Source organism: Oculatella sp. LEGE 06141 (genome assembly GCF_015207605.1).
GTDB lineage: Bacteria > Cyanobacteriota > Cyanobacteriia > Elainellales > Elainellaceae > Oculatella.
On sequence record NZ_JADEWO010000025.1, the window covers coordinates 29,884 to 44,602 of the forward strand.

Consider the following 14,719-nt stretch of genomic DNA (forward strand, 5'->3'; position numbering starts at 1 on the left):
AAGAACCGAGATGAAGAAGCCAATGCGCGTCGGCTATGTGCTGAAACGCTATCCTCGATATTCTGAAACATTTGTAGTCAATGAAATTTTGGCACACGAAGCGGCAGGGGTAGACGTCGAAATTTTTGCCCTGCGGCCTCCTTGCGACACGCACTTTCAAAACATTATTTCTCAGGTGCGTGCTCCGGTAAACTATATCCGCAAACCGTCTCAGGGGCGGGTCAGCGCTTCATTAAATACCCTAACTCCCACGGCTGCCAGCTTCTTTTGGGCAGAGTTACAAGAGGCCAGCAAGGTCATTCCCAACTTTTGGGCAGCGATCGCCATTGCCGAGGGAGAACGAGCCAGCAGCGTGTATCAGGCCGCCTGGTTAGCGCGTGAAGTACGGCTCAAAGGCATCACCCATCTTCACGCCCATTTTGGCAGTGTCGCCACCAGCGTTGCTCGTCTGGCCTCTCATTTTGCAGGCGTGCCCTATACCTTCACGGCTCATGCTAAAGATATTTTTCATCACAGCGTGGAACCAGAGGATATGCAGCGCAAGTTGCGGGATGCGGCAACCGTCGTTACAGTGAGTGACTACAACTGTCGTTACTTGCAGCAAACCTACGGTGCGGCGGCTCATGGGGTACAGCGAATCTACAACGGGCTGGATTTAAGACAGTTACAGTATCAGCCTCCCCAAAACCGTCCGCCGCACATTCTTTTCGTTGGTCGATTGGTGGAAAAGAAAGGAGTACCTGATTTAATTGATGCCTGCGCCATTCTCCAGCGTCAGGAGATTGACTTTACCTGCCAAATTGTGGGCACGGGTTCCTTAGAAACAGAACTGCGGCAGCAGGTACAGCAATTAAACCTGGAGACAGTGGTTCACATGGTTGGCCCTCGTCCGCAGAATGAGGTATTTCAACTGATGCAGCAAGCCGCTGTCTTTGCCGCGCCCTATGTGATTGGTGCCGATGGCAATCGGGATGGACTGCCAACGGTGCTGCTAGAGGCAATGGCGCTTGGCACTCCCTGTGTTGCCACTGATGTAACGGGAATTCCAGAACTGGTGCAGCATGAAGACACTGGCTTACTGATTCCCCAACATCACCCAGAGAAACTGGCGATCGCCCTCAGCCGATTGCTCACCAACAACAGCCTGCGCTTAAAAGTGGCAACCCAGGCACGACAGCTAATTGAAACAGAATTTGACATTCATCGCAATGCCGCAGCGCTGCGTACCCTCTTCCATGCTGCCGATTCGCTCAAAACCCCATCCTTACAGGAGGTGAGCTAATGCGAGTGGCTTATGTTTGTGCCGATCCGGGCGTTCCCGTATTTGGGCAAAAGGGGTGTTCAATTCACGTGCAGGAAGTCATTCGGGCATTGCAGCGTCAGGGTGCCCAGGTAGAGCTATTTGCCACCCGCCTGGGCGGAAATCCACCTGCGGACTTTACCAACGTGCAGGTTCACCCATTGCCTGCCATTCCCAAAGGCGATCGCGCCGTTCGAGAGCAGGTTGCTCTGGCTACTAATCCAGGGCTGCGGCTGCAACTGGAGCTAGCCGGGTCATTTGACCTGGTGTACGAGCGCTACTCCCTCTGGAGCTTTAGTGCCATAGAGTATGCCAAATGGCTCGGCATTCCAGGACTATTGGAGGTAAACGCACCGCTCATTGAAGAACAGGCCACCCATCGAGGTCTGGTCGATCGCGCCAGTGCTGAAGATGTAGCCAGACGAGTGTTTAATGCCGCAACCGCTTTGATCGCCGTATCGGCAGAAGTCAAGACATATTTAGAGCGGTATGTAGCGGATACGTCTTCTATTCAGATCATTCCCAATGGAGTGAATCCCGATCGCTTTTCCGCTCACCTTCAACCGCTTGATCGGCCTCACCCATTCACCATCGGATTTGTAGGCACACTCAAACCCTGGCATGGGCTGCCCATCCTGATCGACGCATTCGATCGCTTTCATCACCACCATCCCGATTCGCGTCTGCTGATTGTGGGAGATGGGCCAGAAAAAGAGTCCTTAATGGCAGACGTAACAACGAGGGAATTACAGGCCGCTGTCCAATTTACTGGAGCGATCGCGCCCAATGACGTACCAGCATACCTGGCAACAATGGATGTTGCCGTTGCCCCCTATCCCAACCAGGCCAACTTCTATTTTTCGCCATTAAAGGTTTATGAATACATGGCGGCAGGGCTGCCCGTTGTAGCCAGCCAGATCGGTCAACTGAGCGACGTCATCAACGATGGTGTAACGGGGTTGCTGTGCCCTCCGGGGGATGCCATAGCGTTAACCGCCGCCCTGGATCAACTGTGGCGATCGCCCAAACTTGCATCCCAACTGGGGCAAGCCGCCCGCAAAACGGTAACAGAGCATCATACCTGGGATGCGATCGCCCAGCGATTGCTGCAAGTCGCAGGCATGAGTCCCCCACCCCTGGCTGGAGGCGTAGCGACATGAAAAAGCAGTCGCGTCCACCGCTCAAGCAAGCCTTGCCCAGCCTGTGGCGACTGTTGCGCCACTTCGCACCTTACATCCGGCAACAGCAGACCTTATTGGTGGGTTCGGCGATCGCCCTGGTTGCCGACGTGGTTCTACGATTGCTGGAACCCTGGCCGTTAAAGTTTGTGTTTGACTATGTTTTGATCCCCTCAGCAGGAGAAAGACTCGCAGCGGTTCCGGTACTGAATCAGCTTGATCCGGCACTGCTGCTTACCTTCTCAGCCATTGCGGTGGTTGCCATCACCATACTGCGATCGCTAGCCTCCTACTGGAGCACCTTTGGGCTGGCGCTGGTGGGTAGTCGAGTGATGACTCAGGTTCGCAACCATCTGTATCGCCATCTTCAGCATCTCTCCCTCTCCTATCACACCAGAGCCAGAAGCGGCGATTTAATTGTGCGGGTTAGCAGCGATGCCAGCCGTTTGCAAGAAATTCTGCTCACCGCTTTTTTGCCGCTCATGGTCAGCATTCTGACCCTGTTTGGCATGGTGGGAGTCATGTTTTGGCTCGATCGCGACCTGACGCTGCTCTCGCTGCTTACCTTTCCTTTATTCGGCTTAGCCACCACTCGCCTCAGCCAGCGAATTCGTCACTCGTCTATAGTGCAACGGCAGCAAGAAGGTGCAGTCGCAGCAACGGCAGCAGAATCGATTGGAGCCATCAAACTGGTGCAGGCTCTCTCGCTCCAAACGGCCTTTGCCAATGTCTTTTCCCAGCACAACCAGAAAAGCCTGAAGGAGAGTGTAGAAACCCAGCGACTGGCCGCCAGTTTAGAACGCACCGTTGATGTCGTCATTGCCATCGGTACGGCGATCGTCCTCTGGTACGGCTCCCGTCTGGTGCTGCGCGATGCCCTTTCCCCTGGGGATGTGCTGGTATTCCTTACTTACCTCAAAAACGCCTTCAAGCCTGTCCAAAACTTTGCTAAGTATACGGGACGGTTAGCAAAAGCGGCGGCATCGGGCGATCGCATTCTGGATGTGTTAGAAGAAACGCCCGATATTCGCAATCTGCCGGGGGCGATTCCGGCTCCTCCATTTCAAGGCGCGGTGCGCTTCGAGCGAGTTAGCTTTGCCTATGAACCCGGCCACGATCGGCTGAAGCAAATTGATCTGGAGGTGCAGCCTGGACAGCGAATAGCGATCGTCGGTTCCTCCGGTAGCGGCAAATCCACACTAATGAGCCTGCTGCTGCGGCTCTATGACCCAGTTCACGGGCGAATCGTAATCGATGGGCGCGACATTCGGGAATATACCCTGGAAACCCTGCGATCGCAGATCAGCGTGGTGTTGCAAGATAGTTTGCTGTTTGCTGCCACAGTTTGGGAAAACATTGCCTATGGGGTGCCCCATGCCACCCGTCAGGAGGTTGAAGCCGCCGCTCATCTGGCCAATGCCCACCCGTTCATTGCAGCACTGCCCAAAGGATATGACACCATTCTGGGTGAACGGGGAGCCACTCTTTCGGGTGGACAACGGCAGCGGTTGGCGATCGCCCGTGCCGCCATTCGCAAAGCTCCCATCCTGATTTTGGATGAACCCACCACCGGACTCGACCAGGAGAACGAACAGGTGGTCGTAGAAGCCCTGGAACGCCTCACCCATAACCGCACGACCTTTCTGATTACTCACGATTTGTATATTGCAACCCGTGCCGATCGCGTTCTCTACATGGAAGAGGGACGAGTCATTGAACAGGGAACTCATGCAGAACTAATGCGGCTAAACGGTCGATACGCCACGTTGTATCAAATGCAGTCGGCAGTTCATCACAACGAAGGTATGTCTGATGCGCTCATGTCCTAAACGACCAGCAAAGGTCGGCTCATGAATTAAATCAACCAAACCATCGATCATTGACCGTGTTAATAACCGATCCGTTTAATATCATTGCCGACCCAACCATGCCCTTTCTATCAGGGGCACTCGATCCGGTGCAGGTGCAGCCGCAATTTGCCCACCATCTCCCGCCCCACCTCAACACCGCCCAACTTCGCGCTATTCGGGTGATTCGTCATAAACCGGGTCGGCGTTGCCTGATTGAGTATGATCTGGAGATGAACCCTTCCGGGTCATCTCAATTAATCACCCTGATTGGCAAAGTTCGAGCAAAAGGAACAGATGTGTTTAGCTATCGGCTCCAGCACGCTTTGTGGAATGCCGGGTTCACTGCCGATAGTGAAGACGGCATTTCCGTACCAGAGCCAGTAGCAGCCATTCCAGCCTTTCACATGTGGCTTCAGCACAAGGTACCAGGGACGATCGCCACTCAACTCCTGCCTCAGCCCAACGGTGTTACCCTGGCACAGCGAATTGCTGAAGCGGCTGATAAACTGCATCGGGCTGGCATTCCGTCTCATCGCCGTCATACCATCGTCGATGAACTGCAAATATTACACGATCGCCTTCCCCTGATATTGCAACAGCATCCGACATGGCAACAGCGGTTAGAAGATATTTTGGACGCGTGCGATCGCTTAGGATCTGCAATGCCACAACCTAATTTACAGGGCATTCATCGAGACTTTTATCCTGACCAAATCATTGTAGATGGCGATCGCCTTTATTTATTAGATCTCGACTTGTACTGTGAAGGTGACCCCAGCTTGGACATTGGCAATTTCATTGGACACATCACCGAGCAAAGCCTTCGTACCCTGGGGAGCATCCATACATTGGCCGATCGAGAAGCCGCGTTAGAAAACCACTTTTTGCGCCTTAACCCTGCAACCACTCAGCTATCAATCCAGGCTTACACAACGTTAACCCTGGTACGACATATCTATCTGAGTACTCAGTTTCCGAACCGTCGCCCGTTCACCCAGTCTCTACTGGAGCTGTGTGAACATCGCCTTGCCCAATTGTGGTCAAGAGTGCATTAGCAACAGCACCATCATAATCGCCAACCGCATATCACATCACATCCCAACCCAGCACTTGTTCAATCTGTCTGGCAATCAGTCCGGGATCAAAGGGTTTAATTAGCACTGCTTTGGCTCCTAACTGGAGGTACTGCCGTTGAGTAACTACCTTCACTGTTGCTGTCAATAAAATCACTGGAATAGCTTGCGTCGCCGGATTTTGACTGAGATGTTGAAGAGTATCCAGACCATTCATGTCGGGCATCATTACATCTAAAAGAATGGCATCGGGCTGTTGAGCCGTAGCGATCGCAATTCCTTCAGCGCTAGAATCGGCTGTGAAGACCTCCCATTGCTTGGTGATTTGCAAGCTTACCTTGACGATTTCACGAATGTCCGCCTCATCATCAATTACCAGAATACGCTTAATAGTCATAGAATACCGATCGTTCCCTGTCGTGTCGTTCTTTGCGCTCTCATGGATAGGTCATTGAATTAATAGGCCGTTGCATGGATAGGCCACTGAACTCAAAGGAGCCATTGGGCAGACTGAACAGGATTAGTAACATTACGTTACGAACAGAGCACCAATGCTGTACAACATTGGCGATCGCTCCTAACCATCTGTTCACAACAATAGGTCTTCACCAACCTATCATTAATGGGTGAAGGTAACTGAGATAATAGTGTTCAGCTCTACAGAATAACTCCGTAAACCATGTAATAAAATATACCGCAATTTACGTATTTTTGCAGTCACCCTTTTGGTCTAAACCAAAAAAGAAATCCTGCTTGTAGAGGATAATTCCTGGCATTGCTGAATCAGCATACGAATTTGTCCCCACACCCCAACGGTGGAGACTTCCGCATCGTCAAACGTTCCCCAAAGGCGGTTTAGGGGCGATCGGAGTCATGACCGCTCAACGATCCATCCATTCTCGCTCCATGCCGCAACGCCCGATCATACAGCAGTTCTCAATCGAGTACGCCACAGTCTCGCCAGGATGGTGTGGGGTGTAGGGTTTGAGATGTGGTGAATGCAAATGAAAATGGCTATAAGTAGCGACATGCTCAAACGGCACGTCTTATCTTTCGTTTTAGAAGTGGCGATCGCCTAGCTGGTCAAAATCGCCGCTTCCACTTCACCCCGCAACAAATCGGTGACTTCATCCTTATACGTCTGAAACTTCGGCTGTCGCTTCGTTTGGTAAGTGCGGTCATCCGGCAGATCAATCAGAATTTCGCAGCGAACTGTCCCCGGATGAGACGTGAGTACATAAACCCGTTGCGCCAAAAACACGGCTTCCTCAACATCATGCGTAATCATCAGAATGCTAGTCCGTGTTCGTCGCCACACCTCCAGCAAAAAGAGCTGCATCACCTCTCGCGTTTGCACATCGAGCGCCCCAAACGGCTCATCCATCAGCAGAATTTTAGGCCGAGATGCCAGTGCCCGTGCGATCGCCACTCGTTGCTTCATACCGCCAGATAGTTCTCGCGGCAGTGAATTGGCAAACTTAGTTAACCCCACCACATCCAGATAATAAGAGGCTTGCCGTCGCCGCTCCGGAGCCGAAACCCCCTGTAATTTCAGCCCAAACGCCACATTTTGTAACACCGTCATCCAGGGATACAGAGTGTATGTCTGAAAAACCAGACCGCGATCGGCTCCCGGCCCGGTCACACAAACTCCATCCACCTTAATCTCGCCCGCCGTGGGCATATCCAACCCTGCAACCAGCCGCAACAGCGTTGATTTGCCAGAACCAGACGCACCCACCACACAGACAAACTCTCCTTCTTCCACATGGAGATTAATATCTTTGAGCGCGACCATTGCGCCGTTGCGAGTGGGAAACTGCTTGTAGAGCTGAGAAACGTCAAGGTGCATGGCAGGAAATCAGGATAGGGTGAGAGGAAACTTACAACAGGTCAGGTATCAATTCACACAGTTGAGCCAGTTCAGTTTGCCCAACGACAGCTCAGGCGCAGTAGCAGCCGAAACAGCAGGTCGATCGCCAGACCAATTAAACCAATCACAATCAGTCCGGCAAAGATTTCATCGGTACGCAAAAAGCGTTGGGCAATGCTGATACGTTTGCCAAGCCCTTCACTGGCAGCAACCAGTTCCGCTACAATCACCAGGTTCCACGACGCCGCCATGTTCACCCGACAGGCATCAATAATGCTGGGTAAAGTATAGGGTGAAATCACTTGCAGCAGCACTTGCAGCCGTCGCCCACCTAAGGTGTACGTGGTTTCAATTAAATCCTTAGGAACAAACTTAACCGCATCCATCACCATTAGCGTATTGAAAAAAAGAGTGCCAATGAAGATCAGCAAAATCTTGGGCACCTCCCCCAGGCCAAAGTACAAGATCAGCAGCGGAATGAACGCAGGCGCAGGCATATAACGGACAATGCCAATGATCGGTTCTAGCAGCGATCGCACACTGGCAAACGACCCCATCAACAACCCCAGCGGAATGGCAATAATCGCAGCCAGCAAGAAGCCGCTGAGGACACGAAACAAACTGTAGGCAATGTCGTTTTGCAGCGTACCGTCTGACCATAACCGCAGAAATGCCTCCCACACCCGGATCGGCGTGGGCAAAAACAGAGAATTGGCATCCGGACTGCTGGCAATCCAGGTTGAGCCAAGCCACCATAAAAGCAGCGGCAACAGGATCGAAATACTCATGAGCAGCCAGCTCAGCCGCCGGGGAATGGCATCGGCAATTCGCCAAAACACAGTCGGCTGAAGCATCTTTGGCTCACGAGCAAGGTCAGTACTCTGGCTGGGTTCAAGGGGAGGGTGCATTGTTCTCTAGCTAGGAGTGGACTCGGCGTACGTCTGAATGAAGCGATCGTCAAACAGGTTGCTTAAATCAGGCGCTTCTGGAGCCAAACCGCTCTGCACCAGGAAATTGCTGATCTGCTCTGCCGCATAGGGCAAAGAAGTCATGTCATTACCAGGTTGCATGGCCTGTAAGTTGTCATCAATGTCAAAAATAGTGGTGCCAGCGTCATACTCCTTGTATTCGTCCAGCGTCACACCTGCCCGTTTCGACATCGTATCCAGCGCTTTGTCGCCTTCTTGCGTAATGGTCGAGAGCGTCGCAAACCAGGTATTAACCAGCGCTTGCACATCATTTGGTCGCTGCTCAACCATTTGACGGCTGACTACCAGGTGGTCGGAAATAGAACCTGGAAAGTCGGCAGAACTAAACAACTCCTGGCTGCCAGGACGCTCTAGCGCTCTGGTGGTGAAGGGGGCAAACACGCCCACCGCATCCACCTGACCCGCAACAAAAGCGGCAGCGGCAGCACCCGTTTCCAGCGGTTGAAACTCGATATCATCCTGGGTCATGCCAGCCTGTTCTAACCCCAACAGCAGCAAAAAATGATCCACAGTGCCTTCTTCTGCCGCAACGCGTCTGCCGCGTAAATCTTCAATGCTGTTAATCCCTTCTGCGGCAATGATCTTGTCATTGCCCGTCGAGTTGTCATTGGTGAGAACAATAACCAGATCGGCTCCGCCCGATACCGAGCTAATCGTGTCATTCAGCGTTTGGCTATTGGCATCCAGTTGACCTGCCGCCAGGGCATTGATCGAATCAAGATAGCCATCAAACCAGGTCAACTCAACGTTGACATTGTTGGCTTCAAACAGTCCCTCTTCTTCTGCCACTTGCCAGGGAAACCAGCCCGGCCAGGCGCTAAACCCCAACCTGACAGGTTCACTGGTTACAGCCGGAGCCGGACTAGAAGGGTTTGACGTAGAGGAAGACGGCTGCGATGGTGTACAACTGATCGTCACCATCAAACTCACTAAAAATACTGCGCTCCATGATAGTAATCTGCGAAGTTTCATCGATTCTCCTTCGTGAGGATTGAGAAAGCAGGTGCTAACGAGTTAGCCGCATTACGCAGCGGGTTGCGGTTGACGCGGCTGAGTTGAATTGGTGAATAGCTGTACCCGAATGTGCGATCGCACCCACTCAAACCAGAGTTCCAGTCCCTCGCCCGTTTTGGCCGAAACTGGGATAATGGTGACATCAGGGTTCATCTGGCGAACATTGGCGGCAATCTGCTCCATATCGGCCTCCACGTAGGGTGCCAGATCGGTTTTAGTGATCAGCAGACAATCTGCTTCCTGGAACATGATGGGATACTTGAGCGGCTTATCTTCTCCTTCCGTAACGCTCAACAGCGCCACTTTGACATGCTCACCCACTTCAAATTCCGCAGGACAAACCAAATTTCCGACATTTTCGACCAGCACCAGGTCAAATTCCGATGGCGTGTAGTCGTGCGCCAGCCGATGAATGCCGCCAGCCACCATTTTGGCGTCCAGATGGCACGATCGCCCCGTGTTAATGGCAATCACAGGCACACCATACTGGCGCAGGCGATCGGCATCCAGCTCGGTCGTCATATCTCCTTCAATCACCGCCATTTTAATCTCAGGGCTTAACGCCGCGAGCGTCTTCTCTAGCAGCGCTGTTTTGCCAGCACCAGGGCTGCTCATGACGTTAAAGCAGGTGATGCCCCACTGATCAAAGTGGGCGCGGTTGTGATCGGCTCCTTCCTGGTTGGCATGTAGCAGGTTAATACCTAACGCAGCGTCAAAGGTTTGATGCATAGCTCTTATGTAGGGTGGACAGACTGAGCAGTAGATGAATGGGAATCGGTTGAATATTCGAGGCGATCGATCTTCAGTTCGCGTCCAGAAAGAATGTCTTCCATCGGCGATTGGCACACCGGGCAGGCATATTGAATTCCCACCTCTGGACGATACTCCTTTTGGCAGCGGTGGCAAAAGGCAATTAGAGGCGTTTCTCGAATGACCAGTTCCGCCCCATCCAGAAACGTGCCGCGCGTTTGCACCTCAAAGGCAAACTGCAAACTCATCGGTTCCACACAGGTGAACTGTCCCACCGTGAGATGCACCTGGGAAATGTGGGGGCGATCGGGTTGGCTTTCCCACCAGTCCTGCACCGTGACAATTAACGCCTTGGTCATATCGGTTTCATGCATGACAGTAACGCCTTACGTCCAGGCTTGATCGACTTGCATATTCGCTTCGGCATGAATGTAGGCTGGCTTTTCTCGTCGGGGAAGCTGACCCGAAAGCACCAGATGAGCCATCGTGTCGCAAATGACGCGAGTTGCCATCAACGCCGTCATATCGCTGACATCGTAAGGCGGGGAAACCTCCACCACTTCAATTCCACAAACCGGAGCCTTTTGCACAATTTTGCCTAGCAGCGACAGCGCCTCACGGGGCAGTAAGCCACCCGGCTCAGGCCATCCGGTACCGGGGACAAACCCGGCATCAATGCAGTCAATGTCAAAGCTGATCCAGACGCAGTCGGTGCCGTCGAGCGCCCGTTCCAGGGCAAAGTCAACCGCTGCATCAATTCCCCGCTCCACAATGTCGGTGACGGTAAGGATATTAGTCGATCGCTCTCGGCACACCTTTACCCCCTGGCGCGGCACTTGCCAACCGCCAATCCCTAGCTGCACCAGGTTCTTGGCAGGAGCATTTGCCATATTGGTCGCATGAAACCAGGGACAGGTGTGCATCCGTTCGTCTAAATCGGTTTCCTGGGTGTCAACGTGGCGATCGAAGTGAATAATGCCCACTTTTTTATCACCCAAATGCCGACAGATGCCTCGCACCGTAGGAAAGCCAATTGAATGATCCCCCCCCAACAGAATAGGGAACGCTCCCGAACTAAAAACATGCGCCACGCCTTTGGAAATCTGATCAAAGGATTTTTCGTTGTTTGCCGGGATAGTAAACACATCCCCCACATCACACAGCGAAATCTGCTCCCGCAGGTCAATTCCCAGTTCAAAGTTGTAAGGCGTGTAGAGAGCAGAAATCCGGCGAATCCCCTGGGGGCCAAATCGGGTTCCCGGTCGATAGGTAGTGCCCGAGTCGTGCGGAATACCCACGATCGCCACGTCATACTCGCCCACCCTGCGGACATCTTCCAGATAAGGCGCTTTGAGGAAAGTATTAATCCCCGCATAATGGGGCAGCTCACCGCGTGAGAAAGTAGGGATAGAGCGATCGCGAATGCTAGCCGCCGCTTCCAGGCCAAGTTCCAGCCCTCGATCTACTTCTTGCTGCCAGCCTGTCATCGGCAATTGCGCCTCGCGCTCCAGCCCATATTGAGCTTCCGAACCATCAGGAGTGCGAAAAACAGGATTTTCAGAACGTTCAGTCATTTCAAAGCACCTAGGTGGGAGTTCACAAGTCGCTATCTATTAGAGCTGATGACGTTGCTGAAATCCAGATAATAGACCGCCAACCCAAGCGTGTGAATGGAATGAGCATTCACAATGGCGGGAGCAAGCCTTGTCTGGATGACGCACTCAACCTAAAAAGCCCAGGATGTAACCTCAGTCCACCGACTGCTGTTTCTCCCGGGCTTTTATCCCGCCGTGTGGCTAGCGTGGCAATCTGCAAAAGAGCAAACGATCGCCCCAGAGGCTAGCTGCTTCTCTTGGACCAGGCATTCAAACCAGTGACGCTGAACCGGAACCCTAGAAGCGATTGAATTGTACTGGCCGCTAAAGCAAAACTTAGTGCTAGCCGCAGTTAAATGTAGAACCTGAGTCAAACACCCTACGCTTTCTCGTTGGCAACCCCATCAAAACTCTGTGTATCATCACGAATTCAAGAGGCACAAATCTAAGAGGTTTGAAAAGTAGCCAATGTACTGTACTGGCTCCTTTTCCAGGTATATCTAACGGGCTTAGCGCCTGCGGACAGCCAGAAAAGGAGATTCGAGTGACACTAGCACGTTTAACGCAGCCTCTTAAAGTCAGGCGATCGCGTTTAATCACCTCAACCTAGATAAACAGTTACCAATCTACTTGAACTAAAAATGTATTTTGGATTACAAAAGCGTCTAAACGGCCTTATTTTTTATTTTGCTTGACAGCAACCGTATTTTTCTGTAGAAGCAGACGCGCGAGATTCATCGTTCGAATCAGGGGAATCATCATAAGATAGAGACGGTACATTAAGGCTTTAAATGTTGCTTCACCCAAACCCGCTATTTTATTGAACGTATTCATGAACTTTACTGAGCCTCAGCCGACGCGATGGATTCACTACTCTCGCAAAACAGTAGAGCGAGCAGAACGGGCTGTGCGATGCGCTCCGTTCAAAATGTTGCTATTTGCCACCATGCGCGAACACAGCGTTGATTTGAAGGCGATCGCCAGCAAAGCGGGTGTGCAACATGGCTACACCCATCGAGCCGTTTCAGAGTTGGCAGCAGAAAACAGCCTGCTGTGGCTGATTCAAGTGGGGGTTCTGCGACGAGAAGTGGATGGTCAGGGCATTACAGACAGTTTCAGGCTAACTCCGTTGGGGCATCAACTGATCAACCACTGGCAGCAGCACAGTGGCACCATTCCAGCACCGAGGTTGCTCGATCGCGTCTACAACAGTTTAAGTCGATGGGTGCGCCTGCCAGGTTGGATACAATGATTGAACTTAAGAGGCTGTTTGAACAGTGTTGAGTATCACTCGAACCGCTCCCTTTGCCTGCTGACCGCAGGCTCAACGTCTGGTAGTCACACCAGAAACGAGACAAAGGCAGCACATTTGCTACTTTTAAAACATCTTTTAAGCGATTGACTTAAGCGGATGTCAACCAGTTGAACCCGTATTAAGTGGTCAAGGGTCAGGAAGTTTTTGCGAAGCACGGCACGATGCTGGGCAGCTAAGGGGTCTTGGAGGTTTTGAATGAAGGCCATTATGGTAGTCGGGACAACGTCCCACGCTGGCAAATCGCTCTTAACTGCGGCGCTGTGTCGGATTTTGAGTCGGCGGGGTTGGCGAGTGTCCCCTTTTAAGGGGCAAAACATGGCGCTCAACTCCTATGTCGCTCCTACGGGCGGTGAAATTGGCCATGCCCAGGCAGTGCAGGCATGGGCGGCTGGAGTGATGCCACGGGTTGAAATGAACCCAATTTTGCTCAAGCCACAAGGCGACATGACCTCTCAAGTCATCCTCAAAGGCAGAGTGGCGGGCAGAGTCAGCGCAGCCGATTACTATGAACAGTATTTCGAGATCGGTTGGCAGGTGATTGAAGAATCCCTCAGCCGCTTGAGCGAAGAATTTGATTTACTGATTTGTGAAGGAGCTGGCAGCCCGGTTGAGGTCAACCTCAAGCATCGAGATTTAACGAATATGCGGGTAGCAAAGCACCTGAATGCACCCACTTTGTTAATTGTCGATATCGATCGCGGCGGTGCATTTGCTCAGGTGGTTGGCACCCTGGAACTGCTCGACCCAGACGAGCGCAGTTTAATCAAAGGCATCATCATCAACAAGTTTCGGGGACAGCGATCGATCCTGCAACCCGGCATTGAATGGCTGGAAGAACGGACAGGCATTCCGGTGATGGGCGTAATTCCCTGGTTCGATCAGGCATTTCCGGCAGAAGACTCGCTATCGTTGCTCGATCGCAGCAACAATACGGCCAGCCGCGAATTAACGATCGCCGTGATTCGCCTTCCCAGAATCTCGAACTTTACCGACTTTGACCCGCTAGAGTCAGAGTCCACTATTTCAGTCAAATACATTGGCCTCAAAGATTCCCTGGGTTACCCCGACGCAGTCATCATTCCCGGTTCCAAAACCACCATTGCCGATCTGGTTGCCATGCAGCGCACTGGCATGGCAGAAGCGATTCAAAACTATGTGGCGGCTGGTGGCACCATCCTCGGCATTTGTGGCGGGCTGCAAATGATGGGTAAACTGCTGGCAGATCCCGAAGGGCTAGAAGGACAGGAAGGGCGCTATAAAGGCTTGGGTCTGGTTCCGCTCAAAACAGTGATTACCGGGCAGAAAGTGGCTCGCCAGCGGCTCGTCACCTCCAACTATCCGCAGCCCGGCTTACCCGTAGCCGGATACGAAATTCACCAGGGACGCAGCCACTTGATTGATGTGGAAGGGGAAGACGGCAAACCGATGTTCAAACCGCTGTTTGACGATTCCAACCTGGGTGTAGTGGATATCTCTCAATCAATTTGGGGCACGTATCTCCACGGCATTTTTGACAACGGCCCCTGGCGACGAGCATGGCTCAACCGTTTGCGGCAGCAGCGCGGGTTGAAGTCTTTGCCAACGGGGATTTCGAACTATCGAGAACAGCGAGAAACCATGCTAGATGCCCTGGCCAATTTAGTTGAGTCTTATCTGGACTTAACGCCGCTCCAGTCTTACCTGGATAAATAGCCAATAAATAGCCAGACAAATAGGGTTAAAAGGCTTGAAGGCAATTCGTGTATTGCTCAAACGAGCGACTCAGCAAAGCTTTGACGCAGT

General features: G+C 52.3%; 13 protein-coding genes and 1 riboswitch. Of the genes, 6 read left to right on the forward strand and 7 right to left on the reverse strand.

Annotated elements, in window-relative coordinates; translation table 11 throughout:
* Positions 1-22 precede the first annotated feature (22 nt).
* From IQ268_RS17185 to IQ268_RS17200, 4 genes are read left to right on the forward strand one after another with little or no spacing between them, the layout of a single operon-like run.
* Positions 23-1,282 carry a glycosyltransferase family 4 protein gene (locus IQ268_RS17185; RefSeq protein WP_193881696.1) on the forward strand — a complete coding sequence of 420 codons (1,260 nt, stop codon included), beginning with the start codon at positions 23-25 and terminating at the stop codon, positions 1,280-1,282.
* Positions 1,282-2,460, forward strand: a complete 1,179-nt coding sequence (locus IQ268_RS17190; protein ID WP_193881548.1) for a glycosyltransferase family 4 protein — start codon at positions 1,282-1,284, stop codon at positions 2,458-2,460. The genes IQ268_RS17185 and IQ268_RS17190 overlap by 1 nt, the downstream gene beginning before the upstream one ends.
* Positions 2,457-4,307 carry an ABC transporter ATP-binding protein gene (locus IQ268_RS17195; RefSeq protein WP_193881551.1) on the forward strand — a complete coding sequence of 617 codons (1,851 nt, stop codon included), beginning with the start codon at positions 2,457-2,459 and terminating at the stop codon, positions 4,305-4,307. The genes IQ268_RS17190 and IQ268_RS17195 overlap by 4 nt, the downstream gene beginning before the upstream one ends.
* Before the next feature lie 56 nt (positions 4,308-4,363).
* Entirely contained in the window at positions 4,364-5,383 is a 1,020-nt protein-coding gene (locus IQ268_RS17200; protein ID WP_339383366.1) for a phosphotransferase, read from the forward strand.
* A gap of 31 nt (positions 5,384-5,414) precedes the next feature.
* On the opposite strand, the gene IQ268_RS17205 is transcribed toward IQ268_RS17200, so the two are convergent.
* The 7 genes from IQ268_RS17205 to IQ268_RS17235 form a co-directional block, all read right to left on the reverse strand.
* Entirely contained in the window at positions 5,415-5,798 is a 384-nt protein-coding gene (locus tag IQ268_RS17205) for a response regulator (protein ID WP_193881557.1), read from the reverse strand.
* Positions 5,799-6,476: 678 nt separating this feature from the next.
* Positions 6,477-7,253, reverse strand: coding sequence for an ABC transporter ATP-binding protein (locus IQ268_RS17210; RefSeq protein ID WP_193881561.1), 777 nt, complete (start codon positions 7,251-7,253; stop codon positions 6,477-6,479).
* 71 nt (positions 7,254-7,324) lie between these two features.
* Positions 7,325-8,182, reverse strand: coding sequence for an ABC transporter permease (locus IQ268_RS17215; protein ID WP_193881564.1), 858 nt, complete (start codon positions 8,180-8,182; stop codon positions 7,325-7,327).
* A 6-nt stretch (positions 8,183-8,188) separates the two neighbouring features.
* Positions 8,189-9,235, reverse strand: a complete 1,047-nt coding sequence (locus tag IQ268_RS17220) for an ABC transporter substrate-binding protein (RefSeq protein ID WP_193881566.1) — start codon at positions 9,233-9,235, stop codon at positions 8,189-8,191.
* 51 nt (positions 9,236-9,286) lie between these two features.
* Positions 9,287-10,006 (reverse strand): hydrogenase nickel incorporation protein HypB, encoded by a 720-nt coding sequence (gene hypB, locus IQ268_RS17225; protein WP_193881569.1) that lies wholly within the window; start codon positions 10,004-10,006, stop codon positions 9,287-9,289.
* Positions 10,007-10,011: 5 nt separating this feature from the next.
* A complete protein-coding gene (hypA, locus tag IQ268_RS17230; protein WP_193881572.1) occupies positions 10,012-10,401 on the reverse strand; it encodes a hydrogenase maturation nickel metallochaperone HypA in 390 nt (129 codons plus the stop codon).
* A gap of 12 nt (positions 10,402-10,413) precedes the next feature.
* Positions 10,414-11,601 (reverse strand): agmatinase family protein, encoded by a 1,188-nt coding sequence (locus tag IQ268_RS17235; RefSeq protein ID WP_193881575.1) that lies wholly within the window; start codon positions 11,599-11,601, stop codon positions 10,414-10,416.
* Positions 11,602-11,794: 193 nt separating this feature from the next.
* Positions 11,795-11,934: riboswitch (guanidine-I (ykkC/yxkD leader) on the reverse strand.
* 520 nt (positions 11,935-12,454) lie between these two features.
* On the opposite strand from IQ268_RS17235, the gene IQ268_RS17240 reads away from it, so the two are divergent.
* Both IQ268_RS17240 and cobQ read left to right on the forward strand, forming a co-directional pair.
* Positions 12,455-12,874: an Npun_F0494 family protein gene (locus IQ268_RS17240; RefSeq protein WP_193881578.1), complete on the forward strand. Its 420-nt coding sequence runs from the start codon at positions 12,455-12,457 to the stop codon at positions 12,872-12,874.
* Between the two features lie 258 nt (positions 12,875-13,132).
* Entirely contained in the window at positions 13,133-14,629 is a 1,497-nt protein-coding gene (gene cobQ, locus IQ268_RS17245) for a cobyric acid synthase CobQ (protein ID WP_193881580.1), read from the forward strand.
* Positions 14,630-14,719: the final 90 nt, after the last annotated feature.